A 15,010-nucleotide genomic window follows, 5' to 3' on the forward strand; every position below is an offset into this window, starting at 1 on the left:
TTCCGCCCCGACCGACAGCAGATGCGCGGAGAATACTATTGATCAACAGGAACGCCGCGCCCGGCCGGCAAAAATTCAGGCCAGCCATCGGCAGTATCACGCTTTGTTTCATAGCTACCTTTTATGTACTTCTCGTGACAAACAGGATGTTTTGGACCAAGGCGTACGGCTATTTTATCGCTGAACCGGCCGCCTTCGCAGCCTTCGTGTTCGGCATCTCCGCAGCCGTCATGGCGCTCTTCACGCTCTTTTCGGCCAAATACATCACCAAGCCCGTCCTGATCTTCTTCGTGCTGGTGGCCTCCATATGCTCCTGGTTCAACGATCAGTTCGGCGTCATCATCGATAAGGAAATGATCCGCAATGCAGCCGTATCGACGGGCGCGGAAAGCGGGCATCTGATCACGGCGCGCTTCGTGACATATGTTCTGCTGACGGGCGTTTTGCCTTCGCTTGCTATCATATGGGTCCGGATCGTCCATCGCCCCATCCTCAGGAAGCTCGCCTATAACACCGCCGTCATTGTCAGCTGCGTAGCGATCTTCATCGTCGCGGGTACCAGCTTCTACAAAACCTATGCCGGCGTCGGCCGTGCTCATCGCGACCTGATGGATACGCTTAATCCGGTCGTGCCGATCACCAGTGCGGTGCGTTACGTCATAGACTCCCACAGGAATGCAAACGTCGTCGCGCAGCCGCTGGGCACGGATGCCCGCAGGGTCGGCGTGGTCGATAACGGCAAGCCGCGCGTCACGATCATCGTCGCCGGCGAAACCGCGCGCGCGCAGAACTTCTCGCTTGGCGGTTACGGCAAGATGACCAATCCGGAACTGGCAAAGCGCAATGTCGTCTACTTCCCCAATACCAGCAGCTGCGGGACGGCGACGGCAACCTCCCTACCCTGCCTGTTCTCTGTCTACACGCGCGGGCAGTATACCCACCGCAAGGGGCTTGAGACGGAAAACCTGCTCGATGTGCTGACCCATGCGAAGGTCGATGTGACCTGGCTCGACAACGACACCGGCAGCTACGATGTGACCAATCGTGTCCCCTACACCTACCTGCCGCCTTCGGCCGACCCGCGTTTCTGCAAGGACGGCGAATGCAGGGACGAGATTCTCGTCGACAAGATCGACGGCTGGCTGGACAAGGTGAAGGGCGACAGCGTGCTGGTATTGCACCAGCTCGGCAGCCACGGCCCCGCCTATTATCAGCGCTACCCCGAGGAGTTCCGCCGCTTCCGTCCGGATTGCCGTTCCAACGATTTCAGCGCCTGCTCGCAGGAAGAAATCACCAATGCTTATGACAATACGATCCTCTATACGGATCACGTCGTCTCGATGGTCATCGACAAGCTGAAACAGCGCTCGAATTCGGTATCCGGCTCCGTGCTCTATTTCTCCGATCACGGCGAATCCCTCGGCGAGAACGGCATCTACCTGCATGGCACGCCCTACATCATCGCCCCGTCGCAGCAGACGCAGGTGCCGATGCTGGTGTGGATGGCGGACGATCTCGCCAAGGCAGCCGGTTTCGACATGGCCTGCCTCTCCAAGCGCGCTGCCGAGGGCACTTACTCCCACGACAATATCTTCCACAGCGTTCTCGGCATGATGGATGTATCGACGAAGGTCTACGATCCCAAGCTGGACGTCTTCGCCGCCTGCCGTACGCCATCGAACAAGCTGGCGCTGAACTGACAGGCTGAACAATGGCCGGCGGCTCCTGCTTCGTGGGGCCGTCGAGCCTTCGATATCCCTTACCGGCGCTTGGGTTAAAGTCGCTTGGGCTCGCGGATCGTCCGCTCGTTTTCCACATTGCCAGTATTGAGCGTCGTATTGCGCTCGAAAAGCACGACTTCGCAGCTCGGTTCGGCGACCGGGCAATGTTCCACCCCATGCGGAACGATGATGTATTCGCCGGGTCCGAGAACGATGTCGCCGCCGTTTTCCTCGCGCAGCTTCATGCGCAGCGTGCCCTTGACGACGAAGAACAGCTCGTCCTCCTCTTCATGATGGTGCCAATGGAAGGCGCCATCCAGCTTCACGAGCTTGATCTGGAAATCGTTGATATCGCCGCCGACGCGCGGGCTCCAGGCCTCATCGAATGCTGCAAAGGCCTTGGTAAGATTGATCTTCTTCAGCACGACCATATGCTTCCTCCTTTAGATCGAAACGGCATGATATCGCTGTGGCCAATATTGACGTCGGCTCCGCCGAAGGCAACGCCGGCCGTATCTTGGCATATCGAATTCCTCGAAGATTTTAGCCGAAACTTTCCGGGTAGTTGATGACCGGCAACGGCACTACATGCAGTCTCAACATCATTTCGACACATGACAGGAAAAATCATGACGACAAACAATGTCGAATTCGGACTCGATACTTTCGGCGATGTAACCTTTGACGACAAGGGTACGCCGTTGCCGCATGCGCAGGTGCTGCGCAATGTCGTCGAGGAAGGCGTCCTTGCCGATCAGCTTGGGATAGACTTCTTCGGCATCGGCGAACATCATCGCGAGGATTTCGCGGTCTCCTCGCCCGAGACGATCCTGGCTGCCATTGCCAGCCGCACCTCGAAAATACATATGGGATCGGCCGTGACAGTGCTGAGCTCGGACGATCCGATCCGCGTATTCCAGCGCTTCTCCAGTCTGAACGCGGTTTCGAACGGTCGCGCCGAGGTCATCCTCGGCCGCGGTTCGTTTACGGAGTCCTTCCCGCTGTTCGGCTTCGAGCTGTCGCAGTACGAGCAGCTGTTCGAGGAAAAGCTCGATCTGTTCGCTGCCCTGCTCAAAAACGAGCCGGTGAACTGGCAGGGCAGCATCCGCCCGCCGCTGCACGATCAGAAGGTCTTCCCGACCATCGAGAGCGGCCAGTTGAAGACCTGGATCGGCGTCGGCGGCAGCCCGGAATCGGTGGTGCGCGCGGCTCATTACGATCTGCCGCTGATGCTGGCGATTATCGGCGGCAGCCCCTACCGCTTCCAGCCCTATGTCGATCTCTATCACCGCGCCTTCGAGCAGCTGGGTAAGTCCGTCAAGCCGATCGGCATCCATTCGCCGGGCTACATCGCCGAGACCGACGAGCAGGCGCGCGAGGAACTGTGGCCCTGCTACAAGGCGATGCGCGACCGCATCGGCCGCGAGCGCGGCTGGCCGTCCATGACGCGGGCGGAGTTCGACAACGAGATCGAAAAGGGTTCGCTCTATGTGGGTTCGCCGGAAACGGTCGCCGCCAAGCTCGCTCCGGTCGTCAAGACGCTCGGAATCAGCCGCTTCCAGCTGAAATACAGCGCCGGTGCGCTCGGCCACGACAAGATGCTGCGCTGCATCGAACTCTATGGCCAGAAGGTGATCCCGGCCGTGCGTGCCGCGCTGGCGGCATAGCCGCAGCCGCGTGCCGCACCCTCGCCTTTGATGATCGATCGGATCAGCGGGCACTTCGCAATACCGCGAGGTGCCCGCTGTTTTTGCGCTGTCATTTTCCTGCAGTAAATGCTACAGATAACGTTATTGGTAGCATCTACTACAAACCAAAGACATGCGATGGAAGAGAAGACACAGAATTCTCACACGTTCGACAACCGCATTCTCGGCGTGATCGAAACGCTGGCGCCTGCGGAGCAACGCATTGCCCGCTTCTTTATCGACCAGAAGCAGGCAACCTTGCTGAACTCGGCTGCCCAGATCGCGCAGCTCGCCGGCACCAGCGACGCCACCGTTGTGCGCACGGCGCGCACCCTCGGCTTCGAAAGCCTGTCGGCGCTGCGGGGCGCCGTGCTTGCGGAGCTGACGGGAACGCCCTCACCCGGAACACGGATGGAGCGCACGCTGGCTGAAACCGGCAGTCAGGCCAACGACGCACTTCGCCATGTCATCGGCATGCATGAACAGGCCCTGGAGGTCTTGCGACGTGAAGGGTTTGCCGTAAGTTTCGGACGCAGCGTCGATATTCTGGCAAGCGCGGCGCGGCGCCATGTCTTCGGCATCGGCCCTTCGGGCGCGATGGCGGATTATGTCAGCCTGCAGTTCAACCGCATCGGCCTGCCGACCCATGCGCTTTCGGCGTCGGGCATCGCGATGGCGGATCGCCTGCTCTGGATAGGCAAAGGCGACGTCGTGCTGATGATGGCCTATGCCCCGCTCTATCGCGAGGTCGAGGTGCTGCTGGAGCACGCCGGCAAACATGGCGTGCCGGTCATACTCGTCAGCGATGACCTTGGCCCGCTCATTGCCGATAAGGTGGAGGAAGTCCTTCCCGTCCCGCGCGGCAATGCCGGCCACCTCGCCATGCATGCCGGCACGATGGTGCTGATCGAGGCATTGATCGTCGCGCTGGCGGCAAAGGGCAAGAAAGCAGCCGTCGACAGCCTTGATCAGCTCAGCCAATTGCGCGGCGCGATCGACAAGGCGTGGAGCAAGCGCGGCACGAGGAAACGCAAATGAGCCGCAAGCCGGCCACCAGCTCAAAGCGCGTTTATCCTCGCACCCGCAAGCTAATCCAAAACATCAAGAAGAGCCCTTCGGGAAATATCACGCAAATTCAAATCCCTAATCGTCATAAGGGAATCATTTCATGAACAGCCTCACACCCATTCTCTCTACCGTGACGGCATCCTTCCTTGCCTCGTTCGTCGAGGTCGTGGAGGCCTTCACCATCGTCCTTGCCGTCGGCGTCACGCGAAGCTGGCGTCCCGCGCTGACCGGCGCGGCACTTGCCCTTGCCGTGCTGGCCGCCCTCGTCCTCATTTTCGGGCCATTGCTGGCATTGATACCCATCGAAACGCTGCAATTCGTCGTCGGCGTTCTCCTCATCCTCTTCGGCATGCGCTGGCTGCGCAAAGCCATTCTCCGCTCGCTCGGCGTCATCGCCTTGCACGACGAGGAGGCGGCCTTCTCGAAAGAGACTGCGGCATTGCAGGCGCAGTCCACCGATCGCCGTGCCGACTATCTGGCCGGCCTCGCCGCCTTCAAGGCGGTGCTGCTGGAAGGTGTCGAAGTGGTGTTCATCGTCATCGCCGTCGGCGGTGCGCATGGCCTCACGCTCTATGCCGGCCTCGGCGCGCTTGCCGCCTTCGTTGTCGTCATGCTGATCGGCCTGCTGGTCCACCGCCCGCTCGCCAGCGTGCCGGAAAATACCCTCAAATTCGTCGTCGGCCTCATGCTCACCAGCTTCGGCATCTTCTGGACCGGTGAAGGCATCGGCGCGCACTGGCCTGGTGCGGATCTCGCGCTGATCGCCATCTTCGCGATCGTCTCCCTCGCCTCCTACGCCATCATCCGCGGCCTGCGCGGCAACCCGACAGCAAAGGCAGCCCAATGACCGTCCTCCGCATTGCCCTGTCCGAGCTTATCGGCATGTTCATTGATGACGGCAGTCTCGCCACGCTCTGCCTTGTCCTCATCCTCGCGATAGCCGGAGCGGTGGAGTTTCTCGCCATGCCGCCGCTTGTGGGCGGCTCTCTCCTGCTGATCGGCTGCCTCGCCATCCTGTTTTACAGCGTCCGTCGCGCCGTGAAACGATGAGATTCACAACCCTCTGCAAGAGCTTGGATTTGCAGAGAGTTGTCACGACGCATACCGAACAGCCTTAACTCTCGACAGAACTCTTCGCAGATGCGAAGAATTCCGCACATCAAGCGAAAAGGAAAACCGGCATGAGCAGCGCCTATCCCGAAGTCTATCTCGTACGCCACGGACAGACGGAGTGGAGCCTCTCCGGCAGGCACACCGGCCGAACCGATATTCCGCTCACCGCTGCCGGCGAGGAAGCCGCTCGCAAGGTCGCCGGTCGCCTACCCCAAATCGATTTCGCCGCCGTCTGGTCGAGCCCCTCGCAGCGCGCTCAGAATACCTGCACGCTGGCCGGCTTCGGTGATCGCCGCGTCGTCAAAGACGATCTGGCGGAATGGGATTACGGCGCCTATGAGGGCATCACCACCAAGGCGATCCTTGCCGAACGCCCGGGCTGGCAGGTCTTTCGCGACGGCTGCCCGAACGGCGAAATGGCCGCCGACGTCGGCGCGCGCGCCGACCGGATCATCGGCGAACTTCGCGGCATCGACGGCTCCGTCCTGATTTTCTCCAGCGCCCATTTCCTGCGCATTTTCGCCGCCCGCTGGGTCGGCCTGCCGCCGGAAGGCGGCGCGCATCTGGTTCTCGATACCACAAGCATCAGCGTACTCGGCTACGAACATGATCTGACCGAGCCGGTCATCCGCCGCTGGAATGAGATCTGACGCAGCGATCCGCCACATCTCCATAAGCATCTCGAGCGGCCGCGGGGTCGCTGCTGTGGTTCAATCGCGAATGGCTGTTACAGATGACGGGCGGCGCCGTCGAATTCCGATCGATCGAAGCGATGCTGCAGCGCGGAGACAGGGGCCTGCGCTTTTCGGAGATAACCGCCGCCGCCGTCCGCCCTGCCTTCGAAACCATTTTCGAAAAGCCGCCCGTCGAGCGCCTCTTGTCTTTACTCGGCATTCTGGTCAGGGTCTCTGAAGACCGCCAGGCAACGCCGCTTGCCAGCGCCCCGGCGCAGGCGCCGGACCTCAAGGAAAGCCGCGAGCGCATCGACCGCGTGCTGACGCACATGCATCTCCACTATGTCCGCGCGATCAGCCTCGATGAACTCGCTGATATCGCGGCGCTCAGCGTCTCCGGCCTGCATCGCATGTTTCGCCGCCATACCGGCGGGACGATATCGGACTATCTCATGCGCATGCGCATCGGCGATGCCTGCGCCCGCCTCTCCTCCACCGATCAAGCCGTCCACCATATCAGCGATGCCGTAGGCTATAGTTCGCTCGCCAACTTCAACAGACAGTTCAAAAAGCTGAAGGACATGACCCCGCGCGAATACCGGGCGATGTTTCTCAGGCGCTGACCGGCATCGTCGCAAGCAGCCTGGCAATTTTGGCAGCCGCCCCATCCGCGGCCTGGGCCTCCATGCGGGCGATACCGAACAGCAGTCCGGGTCGCGCAGGGCCGAGATACAGCGCCGATATCGGCCGAACAGCGAAACCATTGGCGTTGATGATCCGCGCGACGGCGACATCATCGGTCTTTGTGTCTCGAAACCAGCTTGCCAGCTGCAGCCCGCCGCCGCCCGCTCCAACCTCCAGCCAAGCGCCGCAATGGCGATTAAGCGCCTCGACAGTTGCCGCCATGCGCTCGGCATAAATGGTATTCATCTGCCGCAGATGCGCGCGGAACCGTCCCTCTCGCATGAAATCGGCAAGCGCCGCCTGGATATGGACAGGCACGACAGCGCCCCTCAGCCGCTGCGCCGCCTCGGTCGCCGCCACCAACCGGGAGGGCACGACGGCATAGGCGACACGCAGGCCGGGCGCGAGCGTTTTCGAAAACGTGCCGACATAGGCAACCACCTCGCCGCGGTCGATGCCCTGCAAGGCGGCAATCGGGCGCGAGGCATACTGGAACTCGCTGTCGTAATCGTCTTCCAGCACGATCGCGCCATTGGCCCGGGCAAATTCGAGCAAGGCGAGACGGCGCGGCAGGCTCATGGTGACGCCGGTCGGATACTGGTGCGAAGGCGTGACATAGATCAGCCGCCGCGACAGCCCGGTACCACGCGCGATATCGATGCCCTCTGCATCGCAAGGCACCGGCACGAGGTTGGCTCCGGCCATCCGCAGGATCGCCTGCGCAGTGGCATAACCGGGATCCTCCATCCAGACCACATCACCGCCCGGATCTCCGGCACGGATCAGCACGCTCGCAAGCAGCCCGATCGCAGCGCCCGTCGACGGCACGATCAGGACCTGTTCGGGACGGGCGACCACGCCGCGCGTCGCGGCGATATGATCGAGGATGGCTTCGCGCAACTCGCGGACACCGCCATGATCGCGGTAGCCGAGATCATGCACCCGCAAAGAACGGCCACGGGCACCCAGACAACGCGCCCAGGCAGCATGAGGAAAGGCTGACACATCCGGCACGCCCGGTTCGAACAATCCTCCGGTTTTGAATTCAGTAACCCGCGGCTGGTTCGGTAGTGGCGCAGCGGCCTGCCCGGACAAGGGCGCCGACGGGAAGGCAGCGACGCGCGTTGCGGCACCGGTCGCCGATTGCAGATAGCCCTCCGCCTTCAGGCGATCATAGGCATTGACGACGGTCGAACGCGCGACGCCGAGCGAAAGGGCCATCGTCCGTGTCGACGGCACGCGCTGCCCCGCCGGCATCTGTCCGTGAAGGATGCGGTCGCGCATCAGGCGATAGACTTGCCCCTCCAGATCACCCGAAGTCCGGTCGAGTGCCGGCCACTGCGCCGCAGATATCATGAAACCTCAACTGGTCTGCTTAAAATCAAAAAACTGGCAGTTTATAGCCTACCTCTTTGCTGACAGAGATCAACGCTCAATCGACGAGGACGACATGGCCGATCTCTACCCGCCCGACACCAAGGACTATCCGACCACCGAGCGCACCCGCATCCGGCGCAGCCCGAAGCGCGGCAGCCACGCCCATGCCGATGTTCACGCCATTCTGGATGCCGCCCCACTCTGTCACGTCGGCTATGTCATCAACGGCGCGCCCTATGTCACGCCGACCCTGCATTGGCGGGAGGACGATTACGTCTATTGGCACGGCTCCGCCGCCAGCCGCTTCCTGCGCGCTGCCGAAGACATGCCGGCCTGCCTGACCTGCAGCATCATGGATGGTTATGTGCTTGCCCGCTCCGCCTTCAATCACTCCGTCAACTATCGTTCGGCCATGGTCTTCGGCACGGCCCGGCTGGTCGATGATCTCGACGAGAAGACCGATGCGCTGCGCCGTTTCGTCGAAGACCTGTTTCCCGGCCGCTGGGACAGTTTAAGACCGATGACCACGCAGGAAGTGAAGGCGACCTCGGTGATGCGAATGAAGATCGACGAGGCCTCCGCCAAGATCCGCAATGGGCCGCCGGGTGATATGGACGAGGCAGATCATCCCGTCTGGGCCGGCGTCCTGCCCATCGAAAGCAGTTTGCTGCCGCCACAGCCCGCCCCCGGCTTGCCCGACGGGATGGAGCTGCCGCAATCCCTTACAGACCTGATACAATCGGGCCGATTACGCTAGAACGCAATTCCGGACGGAAAACCGCTGCGCACTTTTCCTGGAATTGCTCTAAGCTGCATTTGATGACCAAAGGACTTTGACATGGATCTTGCAAACTGGAAGGGCGTGGCTCGCCCGGAACGGATTACCCTGGAAGGCCGCTACGCTCGAATCGAGCCGCTTGACGCGACCCGTCATGGCGAGGATCTCTTTGCCTCCGCCCGGGCACCCGGCGCGGAAGATCGCTTCCGCTATCTCTTCGAGGATGCGCCGGCCGATCATGCCGCCTTTTCTCCCTGGCTCGAGAAAGCCGCATCCAGCGCCGATCCGCTGTTCTTCGCGACCATCGACAAGCGCACGGGACGCGCCGAAGGCAGGCAGGCATTGATGCGCATCGATAATGCGCATGGCGTCATCGAGATCGGCAGCATCCTGTGGGGACCCGCGATCGCCCGCAGCCGCGTGACCACCGAAACGCTTTATTTGTTCGCATCCTATGTCTTCGATAGGCTCGGCTATCGCCGCTTCGAATGGAAGTGCAACAATCTCAATGAACCATCGAAGCAGGCGGCCGAACGCTTCGGTTTCGTCTTCGAAGGCATCTTCCGCCAGCATATGGTCGCCAAGGGCCAGAACCGCGATACCGCCTGGTTTGCCATGACCGACGCCGATTGGCCGCGACTGAAGGCCGGTTACGAACGCTGGCTCGCCCCGGAGAATTTCGACGCGGCCGGACAGCAGAAGACCAAGCTGACATTCGCTTGAGTACAATTGCTCCCCGCGGCTCCGGACTATAGCAGCTTGCGGAAATAGACCACGCGCCGGGTTTCGACGAAGCCGAGCGCCGCATGGAAAGCATGGCTCGCGAGATTGTCGATCAGCGCATCCGAGGCAAATTCCACGCAGCCGGCATTTCGCCCCCAGGCGGCGATAGCCTGGCAAAGCGCCTGCCCAATTCCTTCACGCCGATTTTCCGGGCGCACATAGATGCCTTCGAGGAACAGGACCGGAGATGTCTCGCAGCCGTTGACGTAATCGTGCCGCAATGTCGCTTCGGCAAAACCGACAATATGACCAGCAGCATCGATCGCCACGAAGGCAATACCGTTTTCATTGGAGCGAAACTGCGCAAGTTCCGCGCGGTGATGTTCAAGCGAATCGTCGGGCCAAAGCTCCGCGCGCAGGCCCACCCAACCCTCCAGATGCTCGTGTCCGGCCTTCTCTATCCGCATGTTTCGGCCTCCCTTCCAACTGCCCGTCGCCACCGACCGGAAAAATTTCGCTTTCGACTCCACAATCATCACGCTACATATCGCGCATATTCACGCGCACATTTTTCGCTGATCAGAATCTGAGGATGATGGAATGAGATTTCAAAGCAGTTCGCGTCTTTACGCTGCTGTTTCGTCCCTTTTGTGGCCCGCCATCTTCTGCGCGGGATTGACCGGCGCCTATCTCGCCTTCCAGTCGGACATGCATCTCCTCTGGTTCAACGTCGTCTATCTGTCGATGGTGGTGCTGATTGCCCTGTTCGAAAGGCTCATGCCCTATGAGCGGACCTGGCTGCAGCGCGATGGCGAAACCTTCAACGATGTTGCCCACACGCTGCTGACCAAGGGTGGCGTGCAGATCGCCGCCGCGATCGGAACCTCCTTCCCGATGGCGGTTGCGACCGTCGCGCAGCCGGCGTTGAGCTATCATTCACATTTCTGGCCGGATCAGTGGCCGATGATATTCCAGGTGGCGCTCGGTCTGGTCATCGCCGAATTCGGCCTCTATATGGCCCATCGTCTCGCGCATGAGCATCTGTCGCTATGGCGCTTCCATGCGCTGCATCACAGCGTCGAGCGCCTTTGGGTCATCAACACGGGCCGTTTCCACGTCATCGACACGCTGTTCAAGATCGCGCTCGGCCAGATCCCGCTTTACCTGCTGGGTGCGCCGTTACCGGTCTTCCTCTGGATCGGCGCGGTCACGGCCTTCATCGGTCTGCTCACCCATTGCAACGTCGACATGCGCACCGGCCCGCTCGACCTCATATTCTCGACTCCGCGCCTGCATCGCTGGCATCATTCCAAGGTGCTCGCCGAAGGCAATACGAATTATGGGGAAAACCTCGTGATCTGGGATCAGCTACTCGGCACCTTCCATAATCCGCCCCGCGCCTCCTCCACGGACATCGGCATCACCGGCAAGGTCGCCAGGGGCTTCCTCGCCCAGCTCGCACAACCCTTCTCCAGAAAGGGTCGGAAAGAGATCATCGGCAAGAAGCCGAAAGAGCTGATCCTCAAGGAAGAACAGGCCGCAAGGGCCACTGCCGCAAGGCCGCGCGACAACGCCTCGATCCGCAAATCAGGCTGACGCGCTTTCGACAAAACACCGGCTCGGCATCCGCGCGTTGTTTTGTCGTCCGCGCCTGTGGATAGAAACATCCCGAAAAACTCCAGCCCGGCAATCCACGTATTTCGATTTCAAACTGAAAAGATATTGTCATTTAACGTGTATTGAAAAAGGCGGCGCGGGGGTCTACCTAGGTCCCTTCAGTTGATTTAGGCGAAAGATTAGGAAAATCATTGAGATGGAAGGGAGGTTTACAACAGAATACCTCAAGCAACTTCATAGAATATTTTTCGTTTCCAGAGAAATAGACCGTCTTGAGCGAGAATTCATCAAGCAGGGCATAGCACATTTCCATGTGTCCGGCGCCGGACATGAGTCTACGGCGCTGCTCAACGAGTTTCTTCAGGACGACGACTGGCTGCATCTCCATTATCGCGACAAGGCATTGATGCTGGCGCGCGGCATGCCCATTCGTGAGTTCTTCTCCAGCCTGCTCGCCACAGCCAGCTCCCACTCCGCCGGTCGGCAGATGAGCGCGCATCTTTCCTCCCGCGCTCTCAACATCACCTCCATCGTCGGCCCCGTCGGCAACAATGCGCTGCACGCCGCCGGCGTTGCCGCGTCCTTGAAGCACAGGCCCGGCATGCCGATTGCCATCTGTTGCGTCGGCGACGGCACCACCCAGCAGGGCGAGTTCGTCGAAGCGGTCGCCGAGGCCGTGCGCGGCCAGTATCCCGTCGTCTTCGTCATCGAGGATAACAGTTTCTCGATTTCGACAAGGACGAGCAAGCAGACCTTCTTCGACCTTCCCGGCGGCCCGGCCCCCAGCTTCTACGGCGTCGAGATCATCCGCACCGATGGCGACGACCTGCGGGCGTCGCGCGAGGCCTTTCACAAGGCGGTCCGCCACAGCCGCAACAATCGCACGCCGAGCATCGTGCTCCTCAATGTCGAGCGGCTGTCCGACCACACCAACGCCGATGATCAGAAGACCTATCGCACCCTGCTCGAAATCGAGGCCGGCTCCTCGCGCGACCCGCTGCCGAACTTGCGGGCGATGCTGCAGAAGGCAGGCATCGACGCCGACGCGCTCCTGAAGATCGAGCAGGAGCTGACGGCCGAGGTCCAGGCGGAAGCCGCCCTCGCGCGCAAGGAAGATGCGCCTACCGTCGAGCCCGACGCGAAGGCCCCCTATCCCGCTTCCTTCGACGAAAAAACGGAATATCGCGGCAATGAAAAAGCATCGACGCTGACGATGCGCGAGGCGCTGAATGCCGTCCTCGACAAGCAGCTTGCCGCTAACGCCGATGTCGTTCTGTTCGGCCAGGATATCGAAGATCCGAAGGGCGATGTCTTCGGCGTCACCCGTGGCCTCAGCACGAAATATCCCGATCGCGTGCGCAACGCCGCTCTCAGCGAATCCACCATCGTCGGCACCGCCGTCGGTCGTGCGCTGGCCGGGCAGCGCCCCGTCGCCTTCCTGCAGTTCGCCGATTTCCTGCCGCTTGCCTACAACCAGATCGTCTCGGAAATGGGCAGCATGTTCTGGCGCACCGGCGGCGCGTGGGAAGCACCCGTGATCCTGATGGTGAGCTGCGGCGGCTATAAGCCGGGCCTCGGTCCATTCCATGCCCAGAGCTTCGAGGGGATGCTGGCGCATACGCCCGGCATCGACGTCGTCATGCCTTCCAGCGCCGGCGACGCCGCCGGGCTTCTCAACGCCGCCTTCGAGTCGCGACGCCCCACGGTCTTCCTCTATCCCAAGGCAGTCCTCAATAATTCCGACGGCCGCACCTCCGAGGATCTCGACAAGCATTTCGTCCATCCCGGACTGTCGCGCCATGTCGCCCGCGGCCGTGACATCACGCTCGTCAGCTATGGCAATACGGTTTCGCTCTGCGCCAATGCCGCAAGCGCTTTCGAGGCCCAGGGCTTTTCCGTCGAGGTGATCGATCTCCGCTCGATCTCGCCTTGGGACGAGAAGGAAGTGCTGGCGAGCGCAAGACGCACCCGCCGCCTGATCGTCGTCCATGAGGACAATCGCACCGTCGGCATGGGCGCGGAAATCATCGCCACCGTTACCGAAAAGACCGATGTGCCCGTTGTCGTGCGCAGGCTCGCGCGCTCGGACGCCCATATCCCGTTCAACTTCCGCAATCAGCTCGAGACCCTGCCCTCTTACCGCAAGCTGGTCGACCTGATGGCCGAAGTCCTCGAATGCGAGGTGACCTGGCACGAAGAGGACGACAGTGGTCCGACGGCGGCCATCAAGGCGATCGGCTCCGGCCCTGCCGACGAAAACGTCCTGGTGACGGATCTGTTCGTCAAGCCCGGCGACAAGATCGAGGTCGGCCAGCTCGTGGCCGTCGTCGAGGCGACGAAAGCCTCGGTCGAGATCTGCGCCAACATCGGCGGCGTCGTGCAGGAGGTCTTCGCCAAGGTCGGCGACCAGATCGCCACCGACAGTCCGCTTCTGACCGTCGACGCCAATCGCGATCTGAGCGAGCAGAATTTCGCGCTCGCCTCCGAAATCCAGAACAAATTCGTGCTGCGCCGCCTGAAGTCGCACGTCATTCCGGCGCTGCGTCGTCATTCCAGCAATTTCTCGGAAGTCGTCATCAACGGCATCGGTTTCGCGACAGGTGCCCGCCGTGTCACCAATGAAGAGATCATCCATAATTGGCCGAACCGCCGCGCTGACGAGATTCTCGCGCTGACCGGCATCAAGAGCCGCTTCTGGGTCGGCCCCGAGGAAGGCACGCTGAGCCTCGCCACGAAGGCAGCGCGCGATCTCCTGCGGCAGAACAAGATGTCGATCCACGATATCGATCTCGTGATTGCCGCCACCGGAACGCCCGACATCGCCACGCCGTCGCTGGCAAGCCGCGTTGCGGTTGCCGTCGCCGAAGATGGCGTGCGGCCTTCGCTTGCCGCCTATGATATGGGGGCCGCCTGCTCCGGCTATCTCTACGCGCTGCAGCAGGCCTATGATTTCATCGCGCAGCAGAGCGACGCCAAGGTGCTCATCATCACCTCGGAAGTCTTGTCGCCGCTGCTCGACATGAACGATTTCTCCACGGCGATCCTCTTCGGCGATGCCGCCACGGCCAGCCTCGTGACCAGCCGCGACATGGCGCGCAATCCGCTCTTTACCGCGAGCCGCCCGATCGTCAGCGGCCGGCCGGAGCCGGGCGACCTGCTCTACGTTCCGCTGCCTGATGATGGCGTCATCGCGATGAACGGCCGCTCGGTCTTCACCGAAGCCGTGCACTCGATGACCCGCTCGATCGAAAACGCCTGCGTCGATGCAGGCATCGAGCTTGCCAATCTCGATCTGCTGGTGCCGCACCAGGCGAACCAGCGCATCATTGACACCATTGCCAAGCGCAGCGGCCGCCCGGCATTGAGCGTCATCGAGACCTATGGCAACACCAGCTCGTCAAGCATTCCGCTTGCCATGCTGCATGTCGCCAGCGAGCGCTCCGAGCCCATGAACCTTGGCCTGGTTGCCTTCGGCGGCGGCATGACGGCGGGCGCGGCAATCGTGCGGACGGTGAAGTAGCCAAGGCGCCATTCCAGGCGGTCTTAATCGTCATTCAAATGCGGCGC

The 15,010-nt window shown here is 61.4% G+C and carries 14 protein-coding genes; 11 read left to right on the plus strand and 3 right to left on the minus strand.

Translation table 11 applies throughout. The features are described from left to right. Window positions 1-38: 38 nt before the first annotated feature. Entirely contained in the window at window positions 39-1,700 is a 1,662-nt protein-coding gene (locus CCGE531_RS14015; RefSeq protein WP_120664709.1) for a phosphoethanolamine--lipid A transferase, read from the plus strand. Between the two features lie 74 nt (window positions 1,701-1,774). Here CCGE531_RS14015 and CCGE531_RS14020 read toward each other — a convergent pair whose 3' ends face one another. Further along, window positions 1,775-2,152: a cupin domain-containing protein gene (locus CCGE531_RS14020; protein WP_120664710.1), complete on the minus strand. Its 378-nt coding sequence runs from the start codon at window positions 2,150-2,152 to the stop codon at window positions 1,775-1,777. 198 nt (window positions 2,153-2,350) lie between these two features. Here CCGE531_RS14020 and CCGE531_RS14025 point away from each other — a divergent pair, with 198 nt between their 5' ends. The 6 genes from CCGE531_RS14025 (at window position 2,351) to CCGE531_RS14050 (ending at window position 6,887) form a co-directional block, all read left to right on the plus strand. After that, window positions 2,351-3,388, plus strand: a complete 1,038-nt coding sequence (locus CCGE531_RS14025) for an LLM class flavin-dependent oxidoreductase (protein WP_120664711.1) — start codon at window positions 2,351-2,353, stop codon at window positions 3,386-3,388. A 159-nt stretch (window positions 3,389-3,547) separates the two neighbouring features. After that, the gene (locus CCGE531_RS14030) at window positions 3,548-4,447 is read left to right on the plus strand and encodes a MurR/RpiR family transcriptional regulator (RefSeq protein WP_120664712.1); all 900 of its coding nucleotides are present in this window, start codon (window positions 3,548-3,550) and stop codon (window positions 4,445-4,447) included. A 130-nt stretch (window positions 4,448-4,577) separates the two neighbouring features. Then, window positions 4,578-5,324: a COG4280 domain-containing protein gene (locus CCGE531_RS14035; protein WP_120664713.1), complete on the plus strand. Its 747-nt coding sequence runs from the start codon at window positions 4,578-4,580 to the stop codon at window positions 5,322-5,324. Beyond that, the gene (locus tag CCGE531_RS14040; protein ID WP_120664714.1) at window positions 5,321-5,527 is read left to right on the plus strand and encodes a hypothetical protein; all 207 of its coding nucleotides are present in this window, start codon (window positions 5,321-5,323) and stop codon (window positions 5,525-5,527) included. The genes CCGE531_RS14035 and CCGE531_RS14040 overlap by 4 nt, the downstream gene beginning before the upstream one ends. A 131-nt stretch (window positions 5,528-5,658) precedes the next feature. Then, window positions 5,659-6,240 carry a histidine phosphatase family protein gene (locus tag CCGE531_RS14045; RefSeq protein WP_120664715.1) on the plus strand — a complete coding sequence of 194 codons (582 nt, stop codon included), beginning with the start codon at window positions 5,659-5,661 and terminating at the stop codon, window positions 6,238-6,240. Between the two features lie 83 nt (window positions 6,241-6,323). After that, window positions 6,324-6,887, plus strand: a complete 564-nt coding sequence (locus CCGE531_RS14050) for an AraC family transcriptional regulator (protein ID WP_245458861.1) — start codon at window positions 6,324-6,326, stop codon at window positions 6,885-6,887. Here the strand turns inward: CCGE531_RS14050 and CCGE531_RS14055 are convergent. After that, window positions 6,877-8,304 (minus strand): PLP-dependent aminotransferase family protein, encoded by a 1,428-nt coding sequence (locus tag CCGE531_RS14055; protein WP_120664716.1) that lies wholly within the window; start codon window positions 8,302-8,304, stop codon window positions 6,877-6,879. The genes CCGE531_RS14050 and CCGE531_RS14055 overlap by 11 nt on opposite strands. Window positions 8,305-8,398: 94 nt before the next feature. Here CCGE531_RS14055 and CCGE531_RS14060 point away from each other — a divergent pair, with 94 nt between their 5' ends. Together CCGE531_RS14060 and CCGE531_RS14065 are read left to right on the plus strand one after the other, a co-directional pair. Further along, on the plus strand, window positions 8,399-9,082 hold the full coding sequence (locus CCGE531_RS14060) for a pyridoxamine 5'-phosphate oxidase family protein (protein ID WP_120664717.1): 684 nt from the start codon (window positions 8,399-8,401) through the stop codon (window positions 9,080-9,082). Window positions 9,083-9,163: 81 nt separating this feature from the next. After that, complete coding sequence (locus CCGE531_RS14065; RefSeq protein ID WP_120664718.1) at window positions 9,164-9,826, plus strand: GNAT family protein; 663 nt, start codon at window positions 9,164-9,166, stop codon at window positions 9,824-9,826. Between the two features lie 26 nt (window positions 9,827-9,852). On the opposite strand, the gene aac(6') is transcribed toward CCGE531_RS14065, so the two are convergent. Further along, complete coding sequence (gene aac(6') / locus CCGE531_RS14070) at window positions 9,853-10,293, minus strand: aminoglycoside 6'-N-acetyltransferase (RefSeq protein WP_120666836.1); 441 nt, start codon at window positions 10,291-10,293, stop codon at window positions 9,853-9,855. A gap of 133 nt (window positions 10,294-10,426) precedes the next feature. On the opposite strand from aac(6'), the gene CCGE531_RS14075 reads away from it, so the two are divergent. Together CCGE531_RS14075 and CCGE531_RS14080 are read left to right on the plus strand one after the other, a co-directional pair. Continuing rightward, complete coding sequence (locus CCGE531_RS14075) at window positions 10,427-11,422, plus strand: sterol desaturase family protein (protein WP_120664719.1); 996 nt, start codon at window positions 10,427-10,429, stop codon at window positions 11,420-11,422. A gap of 217 nt (window positions 11,423-11,639) precedes the next feature. Next, complete coding sequence (locus CCGE531_RS14080; RefSeq protein WP_120664720.1) at window positions 11,640-14,963, plus strand: thiamine pyrophosphate-dependent enzyme; 3,324 nt, start codon at window positions 11,640-11,642, stop codon at window positions 14,961-14,963. The last annotated feature ends 47 nt before the right edge of the window (window positions 14,964-15,010 follow it).

Source organism: Rhizobium sp. CCGE531, assembly GCF_003627795.1.
GTDB lineage: Bacteria > Pseudomonadota > Alphaproteobacteria > Rhizobiales > Rhizobiaceae > Rhizobium.